26 protein-coding genes and 1 pseudogene are annotated in these 26,237 nt (G+C 42.7%); 21 read left to right on the forward strand and 6 right to left on the reverse strand.

Annotated elements, in window-relative coordinates; all coding sequences use genetic code 11:
- Positions 1-33: 33 nt before the first annotated feature.
- Entirely contained in the window at positions 34-657 is a 624-nt protein-coding gene (locus tag NO992_RS13445) for a DsbA family protein (protein WP_371377908.1), read from the reverse strand.
- Positions 651-1,517, reverse strand: a complete 867-nt coding sequence (locus tag NO992_RS13450; RefSeq protein WP_371377911.1) for an MBL fold metallo-hydrolase — start codon at positions 1,515-1,517, stop codon at positions 651-653. Before NO992_RS13450 ends, NO992_RS13445 begins: the two co-directional genes overlap by 7 nt.
- A 105-nt stretch (positions 1,518-1,622) precedes the next feature.
- Between NO992_RS13450 and NO992_RS13455 the strand changes: the two genes are divergently transcribed.
- Entirely contained in the window at positions 1,623-2,510 is an 888-nt protein-coding gene (locus NO992_RS13455) for a LysR family transcriptional regulator (RefSeq protein WP_371377915.1), read from the forward strand.
- A 357-nt stretch (positions 2,511-2,867) separates the two neighbouring features.
- Here NO992_RS13455 and NO992_RS13460 read toward each other — a convergent pair whose 3' ends face one another.
- On the reverse strand, positions 2,868-3,026 hold the full coding sequence (locus NO992_RS13460; RefSeq protein WP_157782784.1) for a hypothetical protein: 159 nt from the start codon (positions 3,024-3,026) through the stop codon (positions 2,868-2,870).
- Between the two features lie 359 nt (positions 3,027-3,385).
- Between NO992_RS13460 and NO992_RS13465 the strand changes: the two genes are divergently transcribed.
- Both NO992_RS13465 and NO992_RS13470 read left to right on the forward strand, forming a co-directional pair.
- A complete protein-coding gene (locus tag NO992_RS13465) occupies positions 3,386-3,898 on the forward strand; it encodes a GNAT family N-acetyltransferase (RefSeq protein WP_371377919.1) in 513 nt (170 codons plus the stop codon).
- Positions 3,899-4,247: 349 nt separating this feature from the next.
- A complete protein-coding gene (locus NO992_RS13470) occupies positions 4,248-8,690 on the forward strand; it encodes a di-heme oxidoredictase family protein (RefSeq protein ID WP_371377922.1) in 4,443 nt (1,480 codons plus the stop codon).
- A gap of 70 nt (positions 8,691-8,760) precedes the next feature.
- Here the strand turns inward: NO992_RS13470 and NO992_RS13475 are convergent, their stop codons facing one another.
- The gene (locus NO992_RS13475; protein WP_253103173.1) at positions 8,761-9,969 is read right to left on the reverse strand and encodes a porin; all 1,209 of its coding nucleotides are present in this window, start codon (positions 9,967-9,969) and stop codon (positions 8,761-8,763) included.
- 364 nt (positions 9,970-10,333) lie between these two features.
- Between NO992_RS13475 and NO992_RS13480 the strand changes: the two genes are divergently transcribed.
- The 8 genes from NO992_RS13480 (at position 10,334) to NO992_RS13515 (ending at position 16,032) form a co-directional block, all read left to right on the forward strand.
- Positions 10,334-11,284, forward strand: coding sequence for a DUF5050 domain-containing protein (locus NO992_RS13480; protein ID WP_010377457.1), 951 nt, complete (start codon positions 10,334-10,336; stop codon positions 11,282-11,284).
- 84 nt (positions 11,285-11,368) lie between these two features.
- The gene (locus NO992_RS13485) at positions 11,369-11,596 is read left to right on the forward strand and encodes a hypothetical protein (protein ID WP_371377927.1); all 228 of its coding nucleotides are present in this window, start codon (positions 11,369-11,371) and stop codon (positions 11,594-11,596) included.
- Between the two features lie 140 nt (positions 11,597-11,736).
- Complete coding sequence (locus NO992_RS13490) at positions 11,737-12,855, forward strand: serine hydrolase domain-containing protein (RefSeq protein WP_371377930.1); 1,119 nt, start codon at positions 11,737-11,739, stop codon at positions 12,853-12,855.
- 86 nt (positions 12,856-12,941) lie between these two features.
- Positions 12,942-13,247 carry a hypothetical protein gene (locus NO992_RS13495; protein WP_253103167.1) on the forward strand — a complete coding sequence of 102 codons (306 nt, stop codon included), beginning with the start codon at positions 12,942-12,944 and terminating at the stop codon, positions 13,245-13,247.
- Positions 13,248-13,330: 83 nt separating this feature from the next.
- A complete protein-coding gene (locus tag NO992_RS13500) occupies positions 13,331-13,570 on the forward strand; it encodes a hypothetical protein (protein WP_017216044.1) in 240 nt (79 codons plus the stop codon).
- 261 nt (positions 13,571-13,831) lie between these two features.
- Positions 13,832-14,659: a hypothetical protein gene (locus NO992_RS13505; protein ID WP_371377933.1), complete on the forward strand. Its 828-nt coding sequence runs from the start codon at positions 13,832-13,834 to the stop codon at positions 14,657-14,659.
- Positions 14,660-14,836: 177 nt separating this feature from the next.
- Positions 14,837-15,391, forward strand: coding sequence for a GNAT family N-acetyltransferase (locus NO992_RS13510; RefSeq protein ID WP_069018646.1), 555 nt, complete (start codon positions 14,837-14,839; stop codon positions 15,389-15,391).
- Positions 15,392-15,417: 26 nt separating this feature from the next.
- On the forward strand, positions 15,418-16,032 hold the full coding sequence (locus tag NO992_RS13515) for a LysE family translocator (RefSeq protein WP_371377937.1): 615 nt from the start codon (positions 15,418-15,420) through the stop codon (positions 16,030-16,032).
- Here the strand turns inward: NO992_RS13515 and NO992_RS13520 are convergent.
- Positions 16,012-16,229 (reverse strand): annotated as a pseudogene (locus tag NO992_RS13520) (hypothetical protein). The gene NO992_RS13515 and the pseudogene NO992_RS13520 sit on opposite strands and share 21 nt — an antisense overlap.
- A gap of 320 nt (positions 16,230-16,549) precedes the next feature.
- On the opposite strand from NO992_RS13520, the gene NO992_RS13525 reads away from it, so the two are divergent.
- The 10 genes from NO992_RS13525 to NO992_RS13570 all read left to right on the forward strand — a co-directional run bounded on the left by NO992_RS13525 (position 16,550) and on the right by NO992_RS13570 (position 25,417).
- Positions 16,550-17,065 (forward strand): adenylate kinase, encoded by a 516-nt coding sequence (locus tag NO992_RS13525; RefSeq protein WP_371377940.1) that lies wholly within the window; start codon positions 16,550-16,552, stop codon positions 17,063-17,065.
- Between the two features lie 218 nt (positions 17,066-17,283).
- Positions 17,284-17,415, forward strand: a complete 132-nt coding sequence (locus NO992_RS13530) for a hypothetical protein (RefSeq protein ID WP_371377943.1) — start codon at positions 17,284-17,286, stop codon at positions 17,413-17,415.
- A gap of 73 nt (positions 17,416-17,488) precedes the next feature.
- Positions 17,489-17,809 (forward strand): multidrug efflux SMR transporter, encoded by a 321-nt coding sequence (locus NO992_RS13535; protein WP_017216036.1) that lies wholly within the window; start codon positions 17,489-17,491, stop codon positions 17,807-17,809.
- Between the two features lie 64 nt (positions 17,810-17,873).
- Complete coding sequence (locus NO992_RS13540) at positions 17,874-20,132, forward strand: hypothetical protein (protein ID WP_371377946.1); 2,259 nt, start codon at positions 17,874-17,876, stop codon at positions 20,130-20,132.
- 216 nt (positions 20,133-20,348) lie between these two features.
- Positions 20,349-20,816 (forward strand): DUF4265 domain-containing protein, encoded by a 468-nt coding sequence (locus tag NO992_RS13545; protein WP_371377949.1) that lies wholly within the window; start codon positions 20,349-20,351, stop codon positions 20,814-20,816.
- A gap of 139 nt (positions 20,817-20,955) precedes the next feature.
- Positions 20,956-21,336: a GFA family protein gene (locus tag NO992_RS13550; RefSeq protein ID WP_371377952.1), complete on the forward strand. Its 381-nt coding sequence runs from the start codon at positions 20,956-20,958 to the stop codon at positions 21,334-21,336.
- A 25-nt stretch (positions 21,337-21,361) separates the two neighbouring features.
- On the forward strand, positions 21,362-21,838 hold the full coding sequence (locus NO992_RS13555; RefSeq protein ID WP_371377955.1) for a GNAT family N-acetyltransferase: 477 nt from the start codon (positions 21,362-21,364) through the stop codon (positions 21,836-21,838).
- Positions 21,839-21,890: 52 nt separating this feature from the next.
- A complete protein-coding gene (locus NO992_RS13560) occupies positions 21,891-22,310 on the forward strand; it encodes a hypothetical protein (protein WP_010605173.1) in 420 nt (139 codons plus the stop codon).
- A 230-nt stretch (positions 22,311-22,540) separates the two neighbouring features.
- The gene (locus tag NO992_RS13565; protein ID WP_045964166.1) at positions 22,541-23,923 is read left to right on the forward strand and encodes a Na+/H+ antiporter NhaC family protein; all 1,383 of its coding nucleotides are present in this window, start codon (positions 22,541-22,543) and stop codon (positions 23,921-23,923) included.
- 147 nt (positions 23,924-24,070) lie between these two features.
- Positions 24,071-25,417, forward strand: a complete 1,347-nt coding sequence (locus NO992_RS13570; RefSeq protein ID WP_371377959.1) for a DUF2254 domain-containing protein — start codon at positions 24,071-24,073, stop codon at positions 25,415-25,417.
- Positions 25,418-25,429: 12 nt separating this feature from the next.
- Here the strand turns inward: NO992_RS13570 and NO992_RS13575 are convergent, their stop codons facing one another.
- Complete coding sequence (locus NO992_RS13575) at positions 25,430-26,131, reverse strand: hypothetical protein (protein WP_010377496.1); 702 nt, start codon at positions 26,129-26,131, stop codon at positions 25,430-25,432.
- Between the last annotated feature and the right edge of the window lie 106 nt (positions 26,132-26,237).

The following is a 26,237-nucleotide window of genomic DNA, read 5'->3' on the forward strand; positions in this document are numbered from 1 at the left end:
AGCTCCAATTCCAACCCCAAAGCTTGTATAGAACTAGTGTATATAGTCATCAATTAGCTTGCGCCAAGCATCGGGCTTACCGTAATAGGCAGTATGCGGAAGCTTTACGAACGTCTCATGCTTTTCAAGGATAAGGGTTGGGTAGCCAGTAACTTGAAGCTTTTGCATTAATTGGCGGCTTTGCGCGATTTTTGTTTGCTCAGCACCTTGATTTGCCAGCATAGCTCGTTGCCAGTGGTTTTTATCTAGCCCAAGCTCAACGGCTAGCTCCTCTATAGCCTCAGCTCGGTTAACCTGTTTGCCCTCTACATAGTGTGCGTGCTGAATAGTTTTAAGCATGTTAAGTGGCGCTATGCCCAATTGCTCAGCGGTTATGATGGCACGAGCGGTGATGTATGAGTCAAGTATCATCGGATCGTTACTCTTCACCCTTTGGATGTAACCTTTGCCAAACTGCGCGCCTGTTATGCTGGCTATACGCGCATCGCTTGTGAGAATGTGGTTGCGGAACGCTTTCTCTATAGATTGGTTGGCAATCATACCTCCAGGATGCAGTTCAAGCTTGAGGTCACTGTTGGCTGCAATCGCATCCAACAGTGAAGTCGCACCGTAACACCAGCCACACATGGGGTCGAAGAAGTAGTGCACTTTTACCATTTCATCTCTCCCATATGTACCTTAGCACCAATACCCAACGCCATCGGTAATCCTGCATCAGGGTAGCGTGCAGACATGCTATCAATCAGTTCAGCGCTATTTTTGCTGCTGCTTTTTGCCTGACTAAAGTCGCTTAAATACTGCTGCGAGTAGCTTATGGTACTTGCATCAAGTTTGGTGCCTGCTTTCATGTGGCCAGGTATTACAATCTCTGGTTTCAGTGCTTTTAACTCTTTTAATTGGCGGCTCCACGCTTGTTGACTGTGTTGGGATTGTGCATCGGCCATCCATAAGTGCACATTACCGTAGACTGCAACATTGCCCAGAACCGCTTTACTTGACGGGATCCATAAGTAGGGACGGTGCGCTAGCTCAAATTGCGTGCCGTGGATCTCTATTTTGTGCCCATCTACAAAGAGTGTATTTCCCTCTACAACTGTTGGGATGTATGGCTTAACAGGTGCATTTTCCCCCATTTTTGGTGTCCAAAATGCTAGTTTACCCGCGAGCTTTTCTTCAATCACTGCTTTTACGGCAGCTGTGGTTAGGATCTTAGCTTCTGGAAACAAAGCGTGTAGCACTTCCACGCCAAAATAATAGTCCGGATCGGCTTGGCTGATAAAAATCGTTTTTAGGGTTTTGCCGCTGTCGAGCACTTTGGCAGCTATGCGTAGTGCATCCGCTTTGGTAAAACCCGTATCTACGACCATCACTTCACTCTCACCAATCACCAGTGTTGAGTTAACGTGGAAGCTGTTTTTGTCAGCGTTATAAACATCCAGTGTAAGTGGGGCGGTGTTTGCTGCCATCGCATTGCTTGCTAATAAAGTCGATGCTGCTATCAACGTTAGGTGTTTCATATCTTTTGCCTCAATAGGTTTAGTACGGAGCAGATGATATGAAATTGATAGGCTCAGAAAAACATGCCAAACTAAACATCATTGTTTCATAAATCGAACAAATAAATGGATAGACTCATCGCTGCTAAGGTCTTTGCCGACGTTGCAATCACGGGTAGCTTTACCGCGACGGCTGACAGGCTAGATATGTCTCGCCCTATGGTAACTCGGTACATTGAAGCGATGGAAAGCTGGCTAAACATTCGTTTATTACATCGCACCACGAGAAGAGTGTCCTTAACGACAGCAGGGGAGTCCTGCTTGGAAGAAGTGAGACAGTGGCTGAGGCAAGCCGACACCATAACTGGCTTGGCGAATACCAGCGGCAAACTGTCTGGTTCGGTTCGACTAGCAACCAGTATGTCTTTTGGCTTCTCTCAACTTGTGCCCGCTATTCAACAGTTTATGTCAGCACAGCCTGATGTGAATATTGACATTGATTTGCAAGATTCTGTGGCCGATCTCACTGAAAGTCAGATAGATCTTGCTATTCGTATTGCCTCAGCACCGGATCCATCTTTGATTGCGAAATCAATTGCAGTATGTGACTCAGTTATCGTGGCGTCGCCGCAGTACCTTACGAGTACAAATGAAATCACAAAACCTGATGACCTAGCTGAGCACTTGTGCCTTGGGTATAAGAATTTTCAGCAACATATTTGGCATTTGCGCAAAGGTAACTCACAACAGTCAGTAGCGGTAAACTGCCGTTTAACTGCGAACGAAGCGACCGCCTTATTGCACGCAGCATTAAATGGCGCCGGTCTGGCAATTCAACCCACTTATTTGGTTAACCGCTACATCAAATCTGGTGAGCTTAAGCAGGTACTACCTGATTGGAAGCCAAACGATATGAATATATACGTGCTCTATTCTTCGAGAAAGTATATGTCTCCAACCGTGAGGGCATTGATAGACTATTTGTCTCACTATTTTGCCAGCACGCCATGGTGAAACTGCAAGTATCTTAAGAGTTACATCTTAATGTTGTTACGTTACTAGCTCGTTTGCTCAGATGAGTGGCTAACACGACGAGTGTTTTATTATCGCTATATTTCTCAATTACTTTTTACTTAAAACTAAGCCCTGCTAGTTGCTGGGCTTGACATACTTAACCTGAGGTTTGGATAAGGAATGTTCCAACTCATTGTTTCTAAAGAACAGCTTAGTTTTTTCCTTTTCTAGCCAGAGAGTTTTAGGGAAAACAAGGCGAATTTACGCACCAATAGCTGGCTATTGGAAGTGAATTCAACGCAGTTAGCGCTAAAACTGGCTGCTAGAAAGGCATTAATTATCCGCAGCTCAGGTTACTTAGCAGATGTAAACTGTTGGGCAAAATTCAGGAGCGGTATAGCATGCGCCGTAGTCTTTACTGTAAGCGCCGGTTCCGCCTGCTATTTCTTTCGTTTGTTTAGCATCTAGCGCTTTGTTTGCGTTAAGGTTTTTTAATTTTACTTTTTTCAGTTTCATGTTGTATCCAGTTATTTTGTTATCTTTGATTATTCGGTAATGTAGATAAATACCTATTTCTAAGTACTTATCTGTTAAATAATGTGTTTAATTTTTCAACATATTTCAAGCAGGGATGGCAAATAACTTCAGTAGATCTTTTAGTTGTTTGTCTTTTAAGTTGTTTATTATATTGAATTTTTATCAAGTAAATAAAAATGACAGCGTTGGACTTTTGTGCATGTCAATCTTGTTGATTGTACAACCTATATCCAACCAATTGTTGCAGCAAATAGCTGCGTGCGCCTTACACATTAAAAGAAGCAATTATAGTATCCTTGTTAGGATAACAATCGAGTTGATAAAAAGTAGGGGAGCTAATGGCATTATCATTTCAGACCTTAAGGTTGCATGTTATAGAGGTTAACGACGATCTTCCGGCACTCGAGCGTGAACGGCTAATAGAGCAAATTCCCCATATCCTGAGTTCTAATGTGGTTGAAAACCTTCCCCCTTATTTTCATGGTATTGATTCAACAAAACAGGCCGAAAACTGGTTTCAGCGTATGTGTTCAGAGAGCCGCTTACTGCAAGTTAAGCTTGGGCAGCATGAGACAATTGGCTTTTTGTTTGTTTACGTTGACAACGAAAGTGATGCGCATATCGGTTACTTATTGGCTGAAAAACACTGGGGTAAAGGTTACGCCAGTGAATTGCTGCAAGGGTTTATCCATGCAGTTACCAGTATAGAGTGTTGGAGTACCCTAATTGCGGGAGTGGAGCAATCCAACCATGCTTCCATTCGGTTGCTCAAAAAGCTGGGGTTTTCACAGCAAGCGCATGATGAAAACAGTCCACTTTTCTTTGAATATGAGATCCATCGCGTCTGTTGACCTCAGCGGTTTGACTTTTATTTCCCTGAATGTGCTTTGGTCACAACGCTCGATTTGTCGTTAGTCCATCAATTGATAAAAGTAAAAAATATAACAATTGTTGTTATTTTCTTGTTAATGTAAGCGCTTACATGTTAGGTTTAACATTCAACATACGATTACACCGCGCTGAAAGGTGTGTAGTAAAGCTCGTGTGTTTGAAAAGCGCTATATTTTTCAATTGTTCGGGGTTGTTATGGATTGAAATGTAAGCGCTTTCATTTCTGCGGTTTATGAAGTGATTAAAAGGATCCGTGTTTTAGTGGTTGATCGCTAAAGCAGTTTTATACATTACATTTGGAGACATAAAGTGAAAACGAGTAGCAAGTTAATCGCTAAACTCGCAAACATTAGCGTTATCAGTCTGATTGTTTGTGCGTCTTCGCAAAGTAACGCGGCTGTGGGGAATTTACTTTGGGAAGATAATTTTAATAATTTAGATACCAACACATGGAACATAGATGTCGGGGATGGTTGTGACCAAGGAATATGTGGTTGGGGTAATCAAGAATTACAATGGTACAGTGAAAATAATGTCTATATTAGCGACATTGTAGGCGAGGCGGGAAACAAAGGCCTTGTTCTTGAAGCAAAAAATCAGGCGATAGGGGGCAAGGCATTTACCTCAGGTAAGATCCAGAGTAAGAATAAGCTTGCAGTGCAATATGGCATGATAGAGATCAGAATGAAGGTATCTGATGTCGACACGGGGCTTTGGCCTGCACTTTGGATGCTAGGGACGAGTACAGCTAGCTGGCCGGCAAAAGGCGAAATCGACATCATGGAGATGGGCCAATCTCAAGCCGCTCGCAATGATGCAGGCTTTCCCGGTGCGCCAAGCAATAACTATACAGGCTCAAACTTAATTTTTTATGCAGATGCCGCCTGTAATGAAGGTAATCCAACCTGTGCAGCAAGTGTGGCATACAAAACCGATAATGCACATTTGTCCTCAACCCCCTTAACCAATCGCTTTGTTATCTATCGTACTTATTGGACCGAAGAAACGATCCGTTTCACAGTTGAGGATAATGGGGTCGAATATGATATGTTCGATAGCCCGTTTGCCATCAGTGAAGAGTCAAATGAATTCAACGCGCCATTTTATCTATTGATGAATTTGGCTGTCGGCGGGTTATTTACGGGCGCGCTTAGCAATGAACAGGTGAGCGCGCCACTTCCTGGGAAAATGGTGGTGGATTATGTGCGTATTTATGAGCTAGATGGTCAAGGTGAAGTGTTCAGCGGCAATGTCATTGCGCCCGAAGTTGGCACCTTTGGTGTTTTTAGTGAGGGGCCAAGCGATAATCAGTTAGTGCCGGGAAGCAACGCGGATATTTATGTGTGGAACCAAAACTCACTCACTCAGGGTAATACCCCTGCCTATGAAGGCAACGAGGTGATTGCATGGCAGTATTCGCCAGCGCAGTGGTTTGGAGCCGGTATTCAAAGCCGTCAAGCGCGAGACATGAGCAACTTTAGGGATGGTTATTTAAATTTTAAGATTAAAATTCCTGCGGATGTGAGTTTCAGAATTGGCATCGCTGACACTTATACTAATGAGAATTGGATCACATTCCCCGCGAACACCAATCAGTATGGCCTTGTTCGTGATGGTCAATGGGGTGAAGTCCGTATTCCAATCACTGAGTTAGCGGGTAGCTTAGTGGCATTACAATCAATCAAAAATCACTTCAATATTGTCTCTGTCGCTGGGCAAGAACCTAACTATTCTTTTCAAATGGCAATTGACGATATTACCTGGACAGGGGGCGGTAGCGCGCCTGTTGATAGCGATCAAGATGGTGTTGAGGATAGCGTCGACCAGTGTCCAAATACTCAGCCAAATGAAGAAGTTGATGCGAATGGCTGCCCACTGAGTAATTTACCCGATGGATTGGAGCAGGTCTCTCTGGATACCTTAACTTTCTATGTTAACACTACCGGCTGGGCGGATGTTCATTATCGAGTCAACGGCGGTGTGCAGCAAAATGTCCGCATGCAAGTGATTAATGGTCGCAATGAGCTCACAATATCTGGGCTAGAAGTGGGGGATGTGGTTAGTTTTTGGTTCACTTACCTACAGGAGGACGGAACTGTCGTAGATACCGCAGAGCAGGCCTATATACTTTCAGAATCCTCAGCTGGTAATGATAGCGATGGTGATGGCGTGAATGATGGTATCGATCAGTGTCCAGATACGCCTGTGGGGGATGTGGTAAACACCGATGGATGTAGCATTTTAATCACTGAACAACTTCGTATCGAAGCGGAAGACTACAGCAACTATTTTGATAACGATGCAGGAAATACAGGTGGCGAATATCGCAATGATGATGTTGATATTGAGCTGACCAGCGACAACGGCGGTGGTTACAACGTGGGTTGGACGTCGGCGGGAGAGTGGCTTGAATATCAGGCTAATTTAGGCGCGGGAAGCTATAACTTGACCGCGCGCGTTGCCTCCCAAGTTGGTAACGGAGCGTATAACGTTCTTGTGAATGGTAATCTAGTTGCCAGTACCGTTGTGCCTGCTACGGGTGGCTGGCAAACCTTTATTAGTCAAAATATTGCGTCGATTACGTTAAATGAGGGCGTACATACCGTTCGTGTTGAAATGGCGGGTGGCGAGTTAAATCTAAACTGGCTTGAGTTCAATATCGCTGGTTCATCTAATAATGATAGCGATAACGATGGTGTGCCAGATAATCTAGACCAATGTCCCAATACACCAACGGGGCGCCAAGTCGATAGCCAAGGTTGTGAGATCAGCTTTGGCACTATTGTGCCACTTTATGATTCAACAACACCTTTAGAGCAAGCAGTGAGTTATGACCGTGGAGATGCGCTAATTACGCGTTTTGCTGATCGCGGTCGAGACCGCCATGCAAAAGAAGACCAGTTTCAAATCTATGACCATTATTTATCGCATTACTGGACGCATCGTACCGCGCAATTTGAAATCGCTGATTTTGTTGCAAAAGGCGGCTCACGTATTGAAGTGACCTTTATTACAGAATGGAAACTCGGTGCGCGCGAATTTCGTGCTTGGTATCGTGGATTAGGCACAGTTGCTGAGTACCACGGTAATTACTTTGGTGGCGGTGCGGTCGTTGAGCTTGATAATGGCAGTTATGATACGAACTTTAATAAGATAAGTGATTCAGGTGATCAATATCGTTACAGAGTGATCATTGATGACTACAGACCGCTAAATTGGGACCCTGCGGCAGGCTTTTTGCCTCTTGAAGTTGGTCAGCGCATGGAGTTTGAAGTTAGCCAATTTCTTGATGCGCCACCAGAAGGACGAGAAAATTATTATGGTACAACGTATTTATACATGGTAGGTGAAGGGCTTGTCCCATGGAAAACCGTTGGCGACTTTGCTGATCCATCATCACAACGCGAAGATTCTTACCCGATTGCAGAAGCAGGGTGGTTAGGAGGCAAAACCACATTGCCATACAATTACACTAATGAGCCTGATAATCACTTTATGCAAATGGCGACCAATTTATCGAGCCAAAATGGACAAGCATTTGTTCAGGGGCGACGTGTTCACCACAGTAGTTTTGTTAATGGTGAGCACGATGAACGCAACGGAGAAAATGGCGTGTTTAGTGCGGTGGTTGGAAAGTCAGGCCCACACTATATCAACGACAGTTGCGCAGCTTGCCATGTTCGCAATGGTCGTGCGGCTCCACCAGCTATTGGCGGCTCATTGGCAAAATGGGTGTTTAAAGTGGCCGATATTAATGGCAACACCCATCCCTTATTGGGGAATGTGTTACAGCCTAAAAACACAGGCATAGATACTGAGACGCAAGGCGAGGGAGATGTAACGATTGCCTCGTGGACTGAAAATAATGGTTTGCGTTCGCCCAATTACCAATTTAGTAAAACCACTCCAGCACGTTATTCAGCGCGTATCGCGCCTCAGCTGGTGGGCTTGGGCTTACTTGAAGCGATACCAGAGAGTGCGGTGTTAGCCTTGGCGGATGAAAACGACAGTAACGGCGACGGCATCTCGGGCAAAGCGCAGCGCGTGAACGACCCTATTACTGGTCAAATACGGTTAGGACGCTTTGGCTACAAAGCTGCGGCGGCATCAATTAAACACCAAGTCGCTAGTGCATTTAATACGGATATGGGAGTAACCAACTCGGTATTTCCAAATCCTGACTGTGGGACATCACAATCAAGCTGCGGAGCTGGCGGTGTAGAAGTGTCTGATCAACATCTTACTGAGTTAAGCAAATATATCGCTTTATTGGGTGTGAGAGCGCAGCGTGGGCTTGACGACCCTGAGGTACAATTAGGAAAGGCACGCTTTACTTCAATTGGCTGTGAAGGTTGCCATACAGCAACATTTGAAACCAGTGAGTATCATCCATTTGTGGAGTTACGTGCGCAAACGATCCATCCGTATACCGATTTATTACTACATGATATGGGCCCAGGCCTTGCGGATAACTTAGGTGAAGGCATCGCGAGCGGTGCTGAGTGGCGAACAGCGCCATTATGGGGGATTGGATTGTCTGCTTGTGTGACAGGTGGTGTTGATAATGTGTTAGGTGGGCAAGGCAATGAGTTTTGTACCGCTGAGCCAAGCTATCTGCACGATGGTCGTGCGCGAACGATTGAAGAAGCTATTTTATGGCATGATGGTGAAGCGCAAGCAGCGAGGGTGGCTTACGAAAGTTTGTCAGCAAATGATAAATCAGCCGTGTTGGCATTTTTAAACTCATTGTAAGTTTGTGCATCAAAGATCACGAAAGTTATGAGCTTTGATGCACTTGAAGTTGTTATTACAGTGCTTAGTCTTACAGCGTGTAATGGAAACCGATGGCGATACCGTCGTCTTCGGTTTGTGACATTTGTGCTTCTTGCGCGGCATCGGCGCTTGAGAAGTCACTAAAGTCCTTACGCGCTTCAATGTACAAAATTGTGTCTTCAGACATAAAGTAGTGTGCGCCTATCACGGCAAACTGACGCTTAAAAACATCATTAGGATCAGCATTAAAGTTTGGTTGGATCACATAGTCATCGCCCGCATCAAATACGTTGTAAGCGATAAATGTACGCACGTCATTATCAAAACGGTAGCTAACAAGCGACTCTAATCCAACGGCATCCTTGATTAAGCGCCCTAAGTTATCTGTATCGTGGTTTTCGTTTTTATTGATGTTTGCAGCTGCATACCAACCTGGTTTATAGAAATCGCCATAGGTAATGCCGACACCATAAATTAAATCTTTAACCGATTGATTTCGACCAGCAGCATACACAATATCAAACTCGCCGCGGTTAACACCGGCTGTGAGGGTTAAGTTTTCTGTTGCTGCATAGGTAAGTGACGCGCCGTAGGTTGAATTAAACTCTACCATTTGTGCTGCGCTATCCCCTTGATTAAATAGGGTTTCACATGAGCTGCTGGAAATATCAACGACATCACAAGTATAAAAATCATCAGATTTTAGCTGAGCTTGTACAGCAAAGCTCAATTTGCCAAATTGATTACGGTATTGCAGTACTTTATCACCACGACCGGTGCCATTAATCGCACCATCATCTTTGTTATAGGTATAAACACCTGCGGCATTACCATCCCAAACTAGGCTGTAGTTGGTGCTGTATACCACGTCGTACCAAGCGCCCCATTGTTTTCCTAGGGTAACTTGGCCGTATTCATCGTGCTTAATCCCAACATAACCTAATCGGTTATATAAAAACTCATCTTGTATTGATTCGAAGCGGTTGCTGTAAACAATATCACTACTACCAACAGGGTTGACACCCCATTCAAGTAGTGCGAAAGCCTGCCAGTTGTTTTTCAATTGGCGTTTAAAGTCAAAGTTAATACGCGATGCGCCGTTTACCAACTCAGTCTCGCCTTGAGTGTTAATAACTCGAGCATCGATAAAGCCGCCAATCGTGACACTATTCTTTTCATCTTTGAATATCTCGATAGCGTTTACTGATGGAATAGTAGTCACGCTAGCGATAAGAGTGGCAGCAAGTGTTCTTTTCATGAATTACCTTGTTTCAATGTTGTTGCTAAATAGGGTTAAATTAGCTAAAAAATGGAGATTATCAAAGCTAAAATACAGGCAAAAGTGAAAAAATATCAAGAAAATAACGTGGTTTTTGGTAAATTTATTCATTTTCTGTTCATTGAGTCTAAATATCAATGAGTTAGGGGAGTATGCGTTCTAAGGTTATTGATTTATTTTACGCAATAAATGTAAGGGTTTATAGCAATATCTGCGTTTTGTGACAGCTAAATAGCACGAAAAAGTGTAATTCAGCGAAAAATCAATAAAACATCATGTTTTTGGTAGATAGACTTCTGTAGTCTTCCAATTAGATACACAACTACAAAAGGGAGATTGAGTAATGCTTGTTAAAAAAATTGGTATCTCAAAACTGGCTTGTTTTTCCACCATTATGTTGTTTTTTATTCATGAAGTTCAATCATATAGCGAACCATCAACAGAGTCATATGGTATTATATATGGCTTTAAAGACGGTAATAGCAAAGCGATTTACTTAAGTGACCAAGATGGTAAATCGCCAGTAAAAATCGTGAAAGCCACATCAAGTGATGGCTATCCAGCTGTCTCACCATCAGGAGACAAAGTAACCTTTTACGGCAAATACGATAACTTTAAAACATGGTCAATTCATACCGTTGATATTACTGGCCGCAATCTGAAAAGATTAACAAGTAAAAAATACGTTTGGGATAGTGCACCTGCTTGGTCTTTGGATGGAATGACGATAGCGTTTGCTAGAGAATATGAAAATAAGGAAGGTGTTTGGCAGGAAGAAATTTGGTTAATGAATGCTGATGGTAGCGAACAGCGCCAAATTAAAAATCTCGACGGTCGTGCTCCAGAATTTATGCCAGATGGTCGATTACTATACCAATCTAAAGCGAGCCCAAGCCAAATTAGCATTGCCAATTTGGATGGCAGCGAGGTTATTCAACTCACTCAAGACGACACTGATAACATGTCTCCTCAAATTTCCCCAGATGGCACAAAAATAGCCTATCTATCTAATAGAGATGGGAATCAGGAAGTATATGTTATGGGTATTGATGGAACCAATAACAAGCGATTGACTCGTAATAACATTCAAGAGTGGGATCCATCTTGGTCTCCAGACGGCACAAAGGTGTATTTCGCTTCAGAGAATGTATATGGCTTTTATGATGTCTTTTCTGTAAATGTGGATGGCACATCTATCAAAAAAATACTTCAAAACAGCTCGCAAGCGACTGTTGTGTTGGGTCTTGACCAAGAGATGCTACAAAAGTTAAAGAAAAAAAGTGAGCGCCAGTAGGTCTGTGCGCTGACCGCAGCTTAGGTTATTTATTTTGCTGTTGTTGGAGACGACCTAAAAAAGGAAAAGAAGCATCGCGATATTGTGACTAAACCTGGTAATGCTCTACAAAATATTGATAACTACTACGACGAATTAAGTGAGCGTTATAATTTTACTATATTGCCAAGATCAACGCGTTGGAATAGTGTTAATAGGCTCGGCTTCATTAGTACGTATTTGATTAGACAAGGCCGAGTCATAGAAGCGATAGAAGTCGCAGAACATTACACCGAATATCAACCTAAGTCTTGGCAAGCTTATGAGTCATAAGCAAAGGCATTTGAGGCGAATGAGGAAAACTTGCAAGCGCTGCAAAACGCCAAAATAGCCGTGCGACTGGCTGATAATGAAGTAAATAAAAACCTTCTTTTGGCATACATTAATCAATTAACCGAGGCGACAGAGTAAATATGCTGCTACGTTCAGTGAAATCATTAACCCTACTTTGTTTGATGCTCTTTTTGATGGTTTTAACCGCCTGCAACAACGATAGCAAACTAGACTTTGACGCATTTGTTGAGAAAAAACTAACAGATTTTCTGATTGAGGAAAATGCACAAGTTGCCTCCATCGCCATTGTGAATGACAAGCTTAACTATCAAAAACAGTTTGGCGAGTTTCCTGATGGTACAAAGCCACACCATGACACCGTGTATGAAATTGCATCCATCACTAAAACTTATACCGGGTTGTTGCTTGCCAAGGCGGTAGTAGATAAAAAAGTACAACTAGATGAAGATATTAGGGTGTACTTGCAGGATAGTGATTATCAAAACCTGCAGCATCTAGGCAAACCTATCACTTTGCGTCACCTCGCGACTCACAGAAGTGGGTTACCGCAAGATTTTGCATATACAAGCGCAGATATAAAGTCTGGCAAGGCTTTTGAGCTGTTCTCTAACTATTCAAAAGCGAAGTTTTTTGAAGATTTAGCTCAGTACCAACTTACCTCAATGCCTGGTGAGACATTTCAATACTCCAATGTTGGCGCAAACCTGACCGGGTATATTTTGGAAAACGTGTATAACCAACCATTATCTACACTTGTTGCGCAATTGATCACGGAACAATCGGGTGAAGAACACACAAGGTTTCGTTTAGAGCCCAGTGAGATAAGTAAAATAACGAGAGGGGTAGATAGAAACGGCAAAATTGCACCGTTACTCAGTCCACACTCGTTCGCTGAAGGCGGACTAACATCCACTGCAGCTTCGATTGCCGATTATATGCAGTATTTACTCAGCACCCAAGCAGAAGAAGTGCTGTTGTCGCGCACCTTATTAACAGAAACCAGCAGTGAACATGGCCATGCATTTTTTTGGAATACATACGAGTATCACTCAGCTAATCCTATGTTCTATCACAGTGGAGGCTCTATAGGTACTTCCACTTGGCTTGCGCTTTATCCAAAGCAGAAGTTAGGAATATTTATTGCCACAAATGTTTCAGCGAACAACACGCAAGGGAAATTAAATGATATTGCCAATGCGATTGTTGAAAAGTATGAGCAAGTTGGACAGTCGAAATAACAAGCGAATAGTTTCAAAGTATGGCAGACCATATTGAATATGTTGAGCGTCGCCTTTGCAGACTTAAGCATATACTAGGAGGTATCATGAGTTGGAAATGCAAAAATTGTAGTACTGAGATTGAAGAAACAAGTTTTGAAGTTTGTTGGAACTGTGGTTGTGAGAAAGGAAAAGAGAGCTTACCAGAATTAAAAAGTCCGTCATTACAATGCCTTCGTTGTGACTCCTCTATGGTGAAATTGGGCTCCAAAGAGTTCCATGAAGGATCACGATGGGGGGCTTTAGGTAATTTGGGTGAGTTACTTGTTAGTAGACAAGCACTTGATATGTTTGCCTGTAAAGCTTGTGGTAAAGTTGAGTTTTTCATCCCGAGTGAGAAAGAAAACAAATAACCAAAATTACTATTGGTAGCTTTCGCAGTGGGTTGTGCGCTAAGTTACTGATTTTGGGCTCAGGGTTAGTAGTTGGATAAGATATGAGTTTATTTGCATGGATACTCTCTCATGTCACGCTGGCGGCATTTTGGCTTTGGATTTTAAATTTTGGTGGAGCTGAAAAAATAGAGGGATGGAAGTCGTTCTTTATCATAGGGTGGTTTGCTGCGCTATGGACTGCTGAGCAATTGCGTTTGTATGCACTGTGTATTCTCGTACTACAAGTTCCTTGGTTTATTGCAGGCCTTTTGATACCACAATGGCGCGGCTTTGCAGTGTAACATCAATTTGCTTAATTAAGTGCTCTACTTTGAGGCGAGAAAATCTTGTCGATAACAAGACAAAGATTTTGCTATTTAGTTATTCTAAATAAGAAACCTTTAACGCAGTTAGCGTCAGATTTACTCCTTCAAATTGAGCAAGTATTAAGACAAACTGGTGTCATTGTCAGGCTTTGTAAAGGTGCTTGGATTATGCTGTTACTTAGTGCAATTATATTTAATTGAAAACTACACCGGCTCTAATAAATAAAAGGACAGTTTATGAAGCAGATGAGCATTCCAATTGTTTTATTTTGCGGCTTAATAATTTGCGATAAAAGTTATGCCCAAAACAATTACGGTTTAGGACAAAAGCCACCGGGATTAACACCCGAATTATTTGCTCCAGGTGTCGTTTCTACGGATGAGCACCGTGAGACTGAAGTGTTGTTTTTGCCTGATATGTCAGAGCTTTCTTTTACTCGCTCTGGTGGAGAATATCAAAAACCAACATGGATTGTGATGCAATATAAAAACAATCAATGGATTGAAAAATCAATACCTGAAGCAGGTAAAAAAGCATATCAGGAGCAATTTAGCCCACCGGTTTCACACATACAAAACATCGAGCCTTTTAAAGATATTCCAATCAGAGGTTATACTACCTCAGCAAAAGGGACACACTACTTTTATGTCTTAGATTTGAAAGACGGCAGTGGGCATTTGAGTTATTCACGGCTTGTTGATGGCAAATATGAAACACCGCACAAAATGAGTAAAGCAATTAATCAAGGAAAGTACATTGCTCACCCCTACATCGCGCCAGATGAGTCTTATATTATGTGGGATGCTGAAAAGGAAGGTGAAAACACGCCTGATATCTACATTAGTTTTCGTAACCAAGATGGCACGTGGACGAACGCAATAAATATGGGAGATTCGATTAATACGGCTGCGTACGAGCAACGACCAAAAGTATCACCAGACGGAAAGTATTTATTTTTTTGGCGAGGTGACAAAAAAGTCAAAAAAGATGGCACGAGTTACTGGGAAGGTAATCCATATTGGATGGATGCGAAGGTGATTGAAACGCTGAGACCAACACGCTAGTGCTCAATTATTCTTGGTTATACCACCACTAAAAACCTAGACTAAACAACCGCAATCCGGCCATTTTTTAGATGCAGTCAAAGTGCTATTTCGCGCAGTATAAATAACTTTCACCGTGCTATTTATCGCAGTTTGAAGTTATCTCAGTGTTGCGCTTTGAATGTTAAGGAGATCAATATGCAATTTCCAGAATTTGAAACACCACGCTTGAAGTTGACGGCGCTATCCGAATGCGACAGTAATGCTATTTTTGAACTATTTTCAAACCCAGAGGTAGTGAAATACTACGATTTAGAGGCGTTTAGTGAGCGATTACAAGCTGAAAAACTCATAGATTTCTTTCATTCTCGATTTGATAGCGGTGTTGGGATCCGTTGGGCTATCCGATTAAAAGACACTGAGCAGCTTATAGGTACGTGTGGTTTTAACTCATGGAACTCAGCGATGAAAAATGCAGTTATCGGTTATGATTTGATGCCGAAATTTTGGGGAAAGGGTTATACCACTGAAGCATTACACCAAATTATCTCCGCCGCGTTTGGTGGTTTACTAGCATGTGGCGCACTGAATCGAATTCAAGGAGATACGGTGCCGGGGAATCATGCATCAGAGGCTGTGCTAGAAAAGTTAGGTTTTAAAGCTGAGGGGGTTAGACGACAAAGTGGATATTGGAAAGAACAATTTCACGACCTAACGTGCTTTGGGTTATTAAAGTCAGAATTTAATCGCTGAGCCAATATTTTTTAAAAGGAAAGACTATGGACATCTGGACACTACTTTTATTTATCCCAGCGTGCTTTGCCTTGAATATGGCACCAGGGCCAAATAATCTTTTAGCGCTAAATAACGCTCGTCGTTATGGTTTTCGTATAGCTCTACTTGCAGGGTTTGGAAGGCTCGCCGCATTTTGTGTGATGATAGCGCTTGCCGCTTCAGGCCTTGCTGTTGTGCTGTATACATCGGAAATATTGTTTCTAGCCATTAAGATTTGTGGCGCGCTCTATTTATTATGGATTGCTTATAATTTATGGCGCTCAGACGTTAGTCCAGTTTCAGATGATGTCCGCAATCTGAGTATTACCGGACTTATGAAGCAAGAGTTCGCCCTTGCTGCGGGTAATCCAAAAGCCATTTTGATATTTACCGCTTTTCTCCCTCAGTTTGTCGATGTTGCAAAAAATGTGACAGAGCAACTTTCACTATTGGGGGCTACTTTTCTCGTTTTGGAAATAGTGGCTATCGCTATGTTCGCTGTTATTGGGCTGTATCTAAGGCAGTGGTTTAGTAAACCTAAACTGGTTAAACGTTTTAATCGTGCATGTGCTTCATTTTTGGCGCTATCTGGCGGCAACTTACTGTTGAGTAGACAGTAGCGATGCCAAAGTTAGTGACTCGCCAGCCCACAAAGTGATGCTACTTCTCAATTCACTCATCTGGTCTTGCGCGTGCTTGACAATAATTAGGGCCTGTTGACCTTTGCTGTTTGACTTTGTTCTCCTGAGTGTGTTTTGGTCGCGACGCTCGACTTGCCGCCTAGTAATCTAGGCAAAAGTTGAGCAACAATGAACAAAGCTCACTCAGGTGAACCCGAAGGGCAGCGCTTGATTGGCATTTCTACTGTGTTATCGCCTGACTCACATAGAATGACTATGCTACGCCGGCTCTGCCTTGTATAAATACCAATCAAACTGCTGCAAAAACAAACTTGAAAGATAAACAGGCCCTAATCATTGCGTGAAAGTATCGGTATGAATATAAAACTATTTCTAACAAGTACACGAATTATTACCATTCCTTAGGAGTGGTGGTTTTGTGTGCTTTTTTAATGAACCCACCAAAATAAGGTGGTTTTTTTGTATCTGCCTTGTGGGGCCACAGCAAGGAGGTTACATGAAGAAAGTAGCAGTTTTTGGTAAACCGGGAAGCGGCAAGTCTACGGTGAGTAAAAGACTGGCCGCGGCAATACACATCCCGTTATATCAATTAGACTCGATGCTTTACCAAGCAAATGGCGAGTTTGTTGACAGAGCCGCTTTTGATAAAGCACATCAAAACATATTGAATACTGATGCGTGGATCATTGACGGCTTTGGTCCGTTAGATGCATTTAAACAGCGCTTAGATGCAGCAGATACCTTAGTCTACATCGACTTACCATATCGAGTGAGTTATTGGTTTGTGATAAAACGTCTTTTAAAAAGCATAGTTACCAAGCCTGAAGGCTGGCCAGATGGTAGCTCAGTGTTTAAAGGGACGATTGCCAGTATTAAAACGTTAAGGCGCTGCCCGCAATTTTGGAATGAAGCATTTTTATCGCAGTTAGAGCAAAGCGCGCAAACCAAAGCACTCTATGTGATTAAGTCGGTTGCGGCGCTTGATAGCTTTGTACCCCAACATGTGAAGTAATACCACAAAGGGTACATGTGAGTAATGTATTGATTTGATTTGCAGCCTTTGGTGTTACGTCTTTTTAGCTGGACATGATGAATAATAAAACTTGTAGCAGTCTTACCCACACTAAAACAGTAATAAATCATCATATAATCGCAGCCATTATTTACCTTTGTACCTTTTTTGTTGTCCTGTATACTTAGCCAGTTTGATAATTGCGCATGGAGAGGTGCATGAGAAGAGTTGTAATATTTAATAAGAAAAAGCATTTTTTTTGGCCACGACCAGACGTTAACTCACTCAACCAAGAGATTGAGCAGATAGAGCAAGATGGTTGGAAGGTGTTGTCTGTTACGGCGTGCTAATTTTCTCTCGCTCTGGTGGACGACCTTCAGAGCTTTCTTTTACTGGCGGGGACGACCCCATTTTGGAGTTGTCATGAGCTGGTTGCTACTTGTTTTTGCAGGTTTATTGGAAGTCGTTTGGGCTATTGGTTTGAAATTTACCAACGGTTTTACGAAGCCTGTTCCCTCAATTATTACTTTAGTGGCGATGGCCGCAAGTTTCTACTTTCTTAGTGTTGCACTACGAACTTTACCGCTTAGCGTTGCTTATTCCGTCTGGGTTGGCATTGGTATGCTAGGGTCGATTATTGTTGGCTTTGTCTATTTTAAAGAGCCGTTGTCATCACTTAAGCTACTCAGTTTACTGTTGATAGTGATTGGGATTATTGGTCTAAAATTATCCTCTCAGGGTTAAATTACAGCTATAGTTAATCGGAGCTTAGTTTAGATAATTCCACTTCAGATGAAAAGGAAATTCAATGACGATTGAACTGAATATGGCGGGCTTACATACGCTTGTTGAGACTACCCTCACACCACTTAAAGACTATCATGGTGATTTGTTACCTTGGCGCGGGGAAATAGCAGAAAGCCATAGCTTTGCATTGGAGGGTATAACCGCAAGTGTTACTGGTGACACTAAGGTTGAGCTTATCAACGCGAGCACTGCCATAGATGAAGACGGTATTATTGGTGAGCAAAATGAGGTTAATGCAGATCTCGAACTTACCACAACACTTACCTATAGTGATGAGGTGTGCTGGATAAAATACAGCACACACATTGACTTTGATCTCACCTGTGCCTCCAAAGCGGAGCTGCTTGGTATCAAGACAGATGGGCAGGCACAATGTAAACTAGCAGCCTACCTTTGCCATCAACCACATGAAGCTGTGGGTCTTGCCTTAGGCCGCGACCTTGCAGCTATGCCGGTTATTTTCGATGTTGAGGATGTTAAGTCACTTGCACCTAACAATGCATTGATGATGGAAACGGCAGGGGCGTTAACGGTGAGCGCCAATTTTAGGTGGTCAGATATAATCGCGCAAAATCTCGATATGTTTAGCCGTTGGTTGGATCAAGGAGAATTACTTGATATTAACCTTGATTCGGCTTTGAATGTGGACCTTAATATCGAGATCCGTGGTGGCTTTCGTGTTGTCTTTTCTAAACGCTTAGATAAACCACACCATACTTTCCTCGCAATTAAAAAATCAACATTGTCGAATACCGCTTTAACAATCACTGGGGGAGTGAACGCCAAATTTGCCGACCAAACCGGATTTAAGCAAGCTTATTCGAGTATTTTGACAGGGATATTCAACGCACCTCTGGATAAGGTTGAAGAAATCCTCTCACTCGTCGCAACAGAATCACCCGATGAAGCGCAAAACGACCTGATCTTAAGATTAAAAGATCGCTTACAGCTTGATCCACTAACGGACAGTTTAGAACGACTTCAAAGCGAGCTGCTGACCATTAAAAAAACGGTGTTAGCAAATATTGAAACAGCTGCAAAGCTAAAAGCCGAGTTAAGTGTTAAGTTTGAATATACACGTTTATCCAGTCATCAATCGCTGCTTGAGGCGAAATTAACTACCAAAGGCCTAGAGCAGGTGCATCTTGATGCGCTATTTGGGCGGGTTGGTACTATCACTCAGCCTAGTTACCAAGATGAAATTGAGATAGAGCGCTTCTTCTTTCAAACCAGTACTGAAATCAAGCAAGCCTATGGGTTCAATTTAGGCTTTGGTGCTTGGTCGGCCATGAGCCGTAACAGCTATTCATTTAAAACCATTGAAACGAGAGACAAGCTAAATAGAGTGCAACTTGCTACGCTTGGAATGCGTGGTTATCAAGATGATATTAATGGCGATAAACGTCATTACTATCTCAGCTTTGATGCTCAGATGGTGGCCTTTTCAACATCAACGCCGCCTAAGCTACGCGAGTTTACGTTGGGTCTGACGCTCGTACATGAACAGCAAGAGGCGAGTGTGACCAGTAACGAGCTGGACCAGTTGGTCGATGATTTATCGGTATGGGGTATGATCCCAGAGTTTGAATATGAGGATACAAAACACCGGTTGAGCGAGATACTCAAAGATGCCGATAATGTGCGAGTCGTTAAGTCCTTACATCTTGACCATGACGCGTTTGTTCAGTTACTGCCTTTATTAGGTCAGTTTGATAGTCGAAGACTGGCCACCTCGCTTGCCGCTGCATTACCCATTAATCATAAAATACTTCCTGAGCGTGCAACTATAGAAAATCGAGTGAAATTATATGATGCGATTTTTGAGGCATTGTTAAATTCGCAACTTAACTCTCATAACGAAGTGGCTCTGGCGACATCTCAATATCTCAAAGCAAAGGGATGTCGAAAACTTGCATGTAAAGAGCGGGATTGGCGCAGGCTAGGTGCGAGCAAATTCCAAACCCTAGCAGGAATAGTCGAGTTGCATCCGCGGATTTTGCAGGATATTAAAAACCTATGCGATGGCTTTGCGCAACTTAACCTCGCTTATCACCAAGAAGGGAATTATTCTGTGCTTGAAAAAGCATTTAATCTTTTTGATGATATGGGCGAACATGGATTCTATAACCGCTTTTTCGCCCATTATGTGTTGCAATGTACGCGCACTTTTCCTCAGGCACAAAATGGCACCAAAGTGACGGTGAAGCTAGAGTTTGTTAAAGACGGTAAAGAAATTGATGTGCTTTGGGGCAAACGCTAAGGGGTTATTGCGCTAGCTTCGCTCTGAACTTGAACAGCCATCACTCTTCTTTAAGATCATTGCTTAATTTTCTCTTCAGTTTCGATACTGCATCATGTTGGCAATCTAAGCCCATATACAAGTAACACATTGTAATTGTGGGTGACTTTTATTTGTTGGACTTAAGGTCGGTTAGATAAAACGAGATCAGTCCATGTAAAGGCGGTTTGTATCCATATGAATGATGTAGTTACTGACAAAGTACGGTTTACTTTTAAAAACCATCCCCAAGGATGTGCTGAAGAATTTATTGTTGCTATGGCAGTAGGCGATAATATTTATCAGATAAAAGGTGCCCCGCTTTTTGCTTTTGGTGTTAACTATGACGACCACGTTTTGGTTGCACCAGATACCAAAGGTGCTTTAGAAGTTATCGATATAGTGGCTCGAAGTGAGTATCATTCTTTGCGGATCCGCTTTACAAACGAGTTAGAAAATGCCAAAAACATAGAGCTACTTCAAGAGCTTACTCTATCTGGCGTGGAGAGCGAGCAATTTGATGATGGGTGCTTTGCGTTGACGGTTTCACCGCAAAGAGAATATGAATCTTTTATCGATATCTTGCATTATTATCAGGAGCTTGGCGTATTGAAGTATGAACTTACCGGCGAGCCCCACGATAGCTTCGATGGTAAAAGTGCATAGCTAAGGAAAATTACCTAATTCTTCACAAATTCAGTGGCTTAGTGTTCAGTTTTGTGTTTCACTTGGAACCCTAATAAGCACGATAGTTTACTTTCGTACTTAATTTATAAAAACTGTTAAATGCTAAGGAAACACAAGGATGGCTGTCAATTTTGTTGGAGGGTGTTTATGTGGACATATCCGTTTTACTGCAACCGGAGTACCTCATAACCCCCATACTTGCTCCTGTAAAATGTGCCAACGGCACAGTGGTGCGTTAACTGTCGCTTGGGTAGAGTTCGCAAGTGAAGAGGTAAGCTGGGATGGACCTGGCGGTGCGCCTAAGGTGTGGCGTTCATCGGATTATTCATCGCGTGCATTTTGCCCTGAGTGTGGCAGCACATTAGGCGCAATAGATGACGCACCTGTCATTGCATTAGTGCTCGGCGTTTTTGATGGCAATAGTCGTAAAGCCCTAGAACCCAAATCTCATTCTTATATTTCAAGAAGGCCAAAATGGTGGCGTATAGGATGCAATTAGTCTCTGTGCTGTATGTGAGTAAATTATGACTTATTACGCTATCGAAGATGCGTCGTGGCCTGAGATCCTAACGCTACAAAATCAGGCGTATCATGATGTTGCGCCGGAAACTGTGGATATCCTAAAAAGTAAATGGATGCGCTCGCCTAAGAGTTGTTTTGTTTTTAAACAGCATCGAGCCGTGAATGCCTATTTACTGGCGCACCCTTGGTACGATGAAAAGCCGCCGAGTCTGTTTACATTACTTCCTGAACAACCGCCTAGTTCGTCGTTGTTTCTACACGACCTAGTTGTTTCACAAGCCGTATCTGGGCAGGGAATAGGTGCCTTGATGATTAAACGCTTAGTTGAGTTGGCGATCCAAATGGGGTACTGTCGCATTCGGCTCGTGGCTGTGCAAAATAGCGTCGGGTTTTGGTTGAAACTAGGCTTTGTTTCAAAGCCAATAAAGGTATGCAAAAGTTATGGTGAAGATGCGCAACTGATGGAAATGAAAGTGTAAGGTGCGCCAGCTAAGCTTGGAAGTCATGAAAGTAGCCATACGGTAATTTACGATGATTAAAAAAATAGTAATTATATTCTCGCTGCTGTTTGCATCTAGCCACGGCAGTGCTGATGAATTAAAGCCATTCACAAGCGATGGTTGTAGTGCATTTCCTGATGGTACTTTGGCGCAAAATGAACTGTGGTTGAGCTGTTGCACGGCACATGACCTTGCCTACTGGAAAGGTGGTACCGCTATAGAGCGCGAAAATGCCGACATTGCCTTGCAAAAATGTGTTGCTGCGGTAGGTCAAGAAGAAGTGGCAACCTTGATGTTAGCGGGTGTACGACTTGGTGGGTTGCCTTATTTACCTACGCCATTTCGTTGGGGGTACGGGTGGTCTTATCCTAGACGTTACGCCGAATTGACCGCTGAAGAGATAGAGCAAGTAAATAAGCACATGGCAAAACTAGCATTAGACAAAAAATAAATTGACGCAAAGTCAAATTCTGTATATTTTCTCCGCGATGTTTCAATGAGGGCCATACAGTCAACTCGTCAACCCAATATTAGGCAGATCCTCACACGCATTAAGTGCCTGTGATTTTAACCTTTTGTTCTGAATTTGGGAAACGGATAAGACTGCATCAACCGCTGTTTATAGCCGATGTTGCGTCCCTTTTTTCCGCTGCTCAAATTCCTTTGATTTGGGAAATTCGCATGGCTGAGCCAAGTGCAATTAGCATCATTCCCCCAGTCGTCGTATTGACGCTTGCAATTATCTTACGTCGTCCTATCTTGTCCCTTGTTTTAGGGGCGCTTGTAGGACTCGCATTGTTAGACCCAGCCACCGTATTGGCAAATTTTGCTGATGCTTCGCTAAAAGTGATGGGCGATGAAACCATCGGCTGGCTTATTCTGGTATGTGGTACGTTTGGTGCCTTGATAGCGCTGCTAGTGCACACCGGCGGTGCCTTAGCATTTGGCCGCAATGCACTGAAAATGGCAAAAGGGCCAAAGTCGTCTTTGCTTATGACTTATTTTTTGGGTGTGATCATTTTTATTGATGACTACCTCAATGCGCTGACGGTTGGTGAGACGATGCGTCGCGTTACCGATAAGTTTAAGATTTCTAGGGAAATGCTTGCTTATGTAGTGGATTCAACCGCTGCACCTATCTGTGTTTTAGTACCACTTTCGACTTGGGCAGTGTTCTTTGGCGGTTTGCTGGTTGATAACGGTGTCGCGGGAGAAGGACAGGGGATCAGTACGTATATTCAGGCCATTCCTTACATGCTGTATGCTTGGGTGGCCGTAATTATGGTACCACTGGTGATATTTGGTATTGTGCCTCTGTTTGGCCCAATGAAAAAAGCAGAGCTTGCAGCTAAACAAGGACAACCCGCGCTTGAGCAGATAGATTTGGAAGAAGTACATACACCGGATCACTATGCTGCAAAAGCCATTGAGCAAGAGTTCGAACAAGCCGACACTCAAGGCAAACTGGTTAACTTTTTGGTGCCTATTGGTTTGCTGGTGGCGTTTACGGTGTACTTTGATATTGATGTATGGAAAGGTTTGTTAGCGACTTTGGCAGTGACTATCCCATTTTATATGGTGCAAAGGTTGATGCCGCTTGCAGACATGCTTGAGCAAATGATCAATGGTTTTAAATGCATGCTACCTGCGATAGGAACGGTAATCGCCGCATTTATCTTTAAGGATGTGTGCGATCAACTGCTATTGCCACAATATGTAATAAATGCACTGAGTCCTTATATGACAGCTGGTTTACTGCCTGCGATGGTGTTTTTATCTATGGCTATTTTGGCCTTTGCAACTGGCTCTAGTTGGGGGATCTTCGCCGTGACTATTCCTATCGTGATGCCTTTGGCCATTGCTGTTGATGCTAATATTCCTCTGGTCATAGGCGCGTTGTTGTCGGCATCATCATTTGGTAGTCAGGCGTGTTTCTACTCGGATTCTACGGTATTGGCAGCTCAAGGCTCAGATTGTAACTTAGTCAGTCACGCCATCACTCAGCTACCTTACGCGTTGATTGCGGCTGCAATTGCCTTTGTTGGCTTCTTGATTATTGCATAGTCGCGGGCAAGTTTTAGGGTTAGTTCTGCTAACCCTTCAAAGCTAACCCTTCAAAGCTAACCTCTCAAAACTCTTGTAGTTTTATTTACTCTATTGCTCAAGTCTTGCTAGGCTATATAACCAGATCCTAAAAGTGTAAGGATAGCTATGTTCACACCTCGCAAGTTGGCCGAAAATTATCGCGAACTGATAAGCAGTATCGGTTTCTATCCCTCTTTACTTGCAGTTGCATTTTTTATTTTTGCGCTCATAACCACGGCACTTGAATATGCAGCTCCTATCAGCAACTTTAAAGAGCTTATAGCGATTGTACTGGTCGACAGTGAAGAGAACGCACGAACCATTTTAAGCACGCTTGTGGGTAGTATCATCTCATTGACGGTATTTAGTTTTTCAATGGTGATGATTGTACTGAATAATGCCAGTGCAGGGTTATCACCTAGAGTACTGCCGGGTCTTATCACCAGAAAGTCGCACCAGCTGGTATTGGGGTTTTATCTCGGCAGTATCATTTACGCCATCATTATGCTGATAAACATTCGTGGCGTGGGCGATGGTGAAACTGGGATCCCGGCGTTAGGGGTTTTATTTTCGCTAGTGTTTGGATTGATCTCATTAGGTTTTTTTGTGTTTTTTATCCATTCAATCTCCCGTGCCATACAGGTTGATAATGTGCTAAATGATCTGTTTAACAACACCAAAAATGAGATGAAGAATATTATCACCAAACAGCAAGAGCAGCCTTTTGATAACTTTCCTGACTTCTCGAGTTGGCATAATTTACCCAGCACAGAAGAGGGGTATTTTAAGGGAGTACACAGTGACAAACTGTGCGCGTTGTGCGAGCAACATGACTTAAAAATATATATTGCTGTTAAACAAGGGTTTTTTACCGTTAAAGGCTACCCGTTTCTTAAGTGTAATAAGGATCTCAGTGAAGATGAGGCGCTACATGATGCGTTACTCAGCTGTTTTATTTTTTATGTTGAAGAGTACATCAGCGACCATTATCGCTATGGTTTAACACAAATCTCGGAGATTGCAGTGAAGGCCATGAGCCCAGGGATTAATGATCCCGGTACTGCGGTAAAGGCGATTGATATGCTGAGTATTTTACTTATCCAACGTTTGGATATTTGCGATGTGAACTACTCCTTTAAACACGCTAAAAATGAGCCGCTTTTATATATCCACGAAGCGTCTTTTGATGAATTACTGCATGATAATTTTACTCCGATAAGAAACTATGCCAAGACCGATGGCTATGTCATGGTCAATGTGTTGGAAGCGTTTAAAAATATACTGTTTCGCTCGAGTGCGGATCAACACGCGACGGAAAGTTTATTTAATTACTTAGAGGCCATCATCGACGATGTGCGTAATACCATCACTAACCCGTTTGACCGTCAACGGATCATTGAAATGCTTGAGGCTATTGAGAAAATTAATGACGACAAAGGAGAAGCGCTTATTACACAATTTAAACGAGAATAAGCGCGAACTTTTTTAATTCAGCGCAAGCTTAGCAAGACCGGCGGCAATGGCAGAAAGTGAGAGTAGTCTCAGTAAAATGATAGCAATATCAGAGCTGCCGCCTGCAGACGTATTTCGATAAACTAAGGGATAGTCAAAAAATATAAGCAAGTAGAGTAAGTCAAAAAAGCCGATCCGGGCACCATTGAGTTCTACTTTTGTACCACCTTTTAATAAGATTTCAGCAAAGCATAAATTGGCTGTGGTTTTTATTCTTCCGCCTTTGCGGTCTTTTAATAGTAAGTAATGAAAGGTGATTTCAGTAATGTCTTCTCTAGCAATTTTTTGCGTACCAGTTACCTTTGTTTTTATTGCTTTGGGCGAAATGGTTAATTGGTTTTTCGACACGTCCATCACCCATTGAGAGCCAAAGCCAAATTTTTTGTACAGCATGACTCTTTTAGTGAAAAAGATAATTAAAAATGCGATTAAACAAGCAGGAAAAGCAATAGAGCGAGGGTAATCACCATCAATAAAGGATGCAGTGATAGCCAAGGCGAAGACGAGTAATGCAAATAAAAACTCAGCGCCACCAGAAAGCATGCCCAGCGCAGCGATAGATTTGAGTGACACCCGCGACTTATCGTTCAATTCATTTTTGTTTTTTAGAGTCACATATTTGAACCACACTTTATCCGTGAGTGATAAATCGAGTGTGTGTTTAGCCAACGACATAGGGCACCTCCTTGGTATTAATAAAAGCAATGATCCTGGTCCATTTATATCGCATTTCCATGAAACTTGGAAATCTTTCAACTGGTTGCGTTGTGTTTTGACTAAT

This window comes from Pseudoalteromonas sp. DY56-GL79 (assembly GCF_041414765.1).
GTDB classification, from domain to species: Bacteria; Pseudomonadota; Gammaproteobacteria; order Enterobacterales; family Alteromonadaceae; genus Pseudoalteromonas; species Pseudoalteromonas piscicida.

What these genes read in the sequence shown, in the direction of transcription:
- NO992_RS13465 (WP_371377919.1), top strand. Translation starts at nt 3,386, where the DNA reads ATGGCATTATCATTTCAGACCTTAAGGTTGCATGTTATAGAGGTTAAC.
- NO992_RS13560 (WP_010605173.1), top strand. Translation starts at nt 21,891, where the DNA reads ATGATTAAAAAAATAGTAATTATATTCTCGCTGCTGTTTGCATCTAGC.
- NO992_RS13455 (WP_371377915.1), top strand. Translation starts at nt 1,623, where the DNA reads ATGGATAGACTCATCGCTGCTAAGGTCTTTGCCGACGTTGCAATCACG.
- NO992_RS13505 (WP_371377933.1), top strand. Translation starts at nt 13,832, where the DNA reads ATGAAGCAGATGAGCATTCCAATTGTTTTATTTTGCGGCTTAATAATT.
- NO992_RS13445 (WP_371377908.1), bottom strand. Translation starts at nt 657, where the DNA reads ATGGTAAAAGTGCACTACTTCTTCGACCCCATGTGTGGCTGGTGTTAC.
- NO992_RS13460 (WP_157782784.1), bottom strand. Translation starts at nt 3,026, where the DNA reads ATGAAACTGAAAAAAGTAAAATTAAAAAACCTTAACGCAAACAAAGCG.
- NO992_RS13525 (WP_371377940.1), top strand. Translation starts at nt 16,550, where the DNA reads ATGAAGAAAGTAGCAGTTTTTGGTAAACCGGGAAGCGGCAAGTCTACG.
- NO992_RS13550 (WP_371377952.1), top strand. Translation starts at nt 20,956, where the DNA reads ATGGCTGTCAATTTTGTTGGAGGGTGTTTATGTGGACATATCCGTTTT.
- NO992_RS13500 (WP_017216044.1), top strand. Translation starts at nt 13,331, where the DNA reads ATGAGTTTATTTGCATGGATACTCTCTCATGTCACGCTGGCGGCATTT.
- NO992_RS13535 (WP_017216036.1), top strand. Translation starts at nt 17,489, where the DNA reads ATGAGCTGGTTGCTACTTGTTTTTGCAGGTTTATTGGAAGTCGTTTGG.
- NO992_RS13450 (WP_371377911.1), bottom strand. Translation starts at nt 1,517, where the DNA reads ATGAAACACCTAACGTTGATAGCAGCATCGACTTTATTAGCAAGCAAT.
- NO992_RS13570 (WP_371377959.1), top strand. Translation starts at nt 24,071, where the DNA reads ATGTTCACACCTCGCAAGTTGGCCGAAAATTATCGCGAACTGATAAGC.
- NO992_RS13490 (WP_371377930.1), top strand. Translation starts at nt 11,737, where the DNA reads ATGCTGCTACGTTCAGTGAAATCATTAACCCTACTTTGTTTGATGCTC.
- NO992_RS13515 (WP_371377937.1), top strand. Translation starts at nt 15,418, where the DNA reads ATGGACATCTGGACACTACTTTTATTTATCCCAGCGTGCTTTGCCTTG.
- NO992_RS13480 (WP_010377457.1), top strand. Translation starts at nt 10,334, where the DNA reads ATGCTTGTTAAAAAAATTGGTATCTCAAAACTGGCTTGTTTTTCCACC.
- NO992_RS13545 (WP_371377949.1), top strand. Translation starts at nt 20,349, where the DNA reads ATGAATGATGTAGTTACTGACAAAGTACGGTTTACTTTTAAAAACCAT.
- NO992_RS13565 (WP_045964166.1), top strand. Translation starts at nt 22,541, where the DNA reads ATGGCTGAGCCAAGTGCAATTAGCATCATTCCCCCAGTCGTCGTATTG.
- NO992_RS13540 (WP_371377946.1), top strand. Translation starts at nt 17,874, where the DNA reads ATGACGATTGAACTGAATATGGCGGGCTTACATACGCTTGTTGAGACT.
- NO992_RS13475 (WP_253103173.1), bottom strand. Translation starts at nt 9,969, where the DNA reads ATGAAAAGAACACTTGCTGCCACTCTTATCGCTAGCGTGACTACTATT.
- NO992_RS13575 (WP_010377496.1), bottom strand. Translation starts at nt 26,131, where the DNA reads ATGTCGTTGGCTAAACACACACTCGATTTATCACTCACGGATAAAGTG.
- NO992_RS13510 (WP_069018646.1), top strand. Translation starts at nt 14,837, where the DNA reads ATGCAATTTCCAGAATTTGAAACACCACGCTTGAAGTTGACGGCGCTA.
- NO992_RS13530 (WP_371377943.1), top strand. Translation starts at nt 17,284, where the DNA reads ATGAGAAGAGTTGTAATATTTAATAAGAAAAAGCATTTTTTTTGGCCA.
- NO992_RS13555 (WP_371377955.1), top strand. Translation starts at nt 21,362, where the DNA reads ATGACTTATTACGCTATCGAAGATGCGTCGTGGCCTGAGATCCTAACG.
- NO992_RS13495 (WP_253103167.1), top strand. Translation starts at nt 12,942, where the DNA reads ATGAGTTGGAAATGCAAAAATTGTAGTACTGAGATTGAAGAAACAAGT.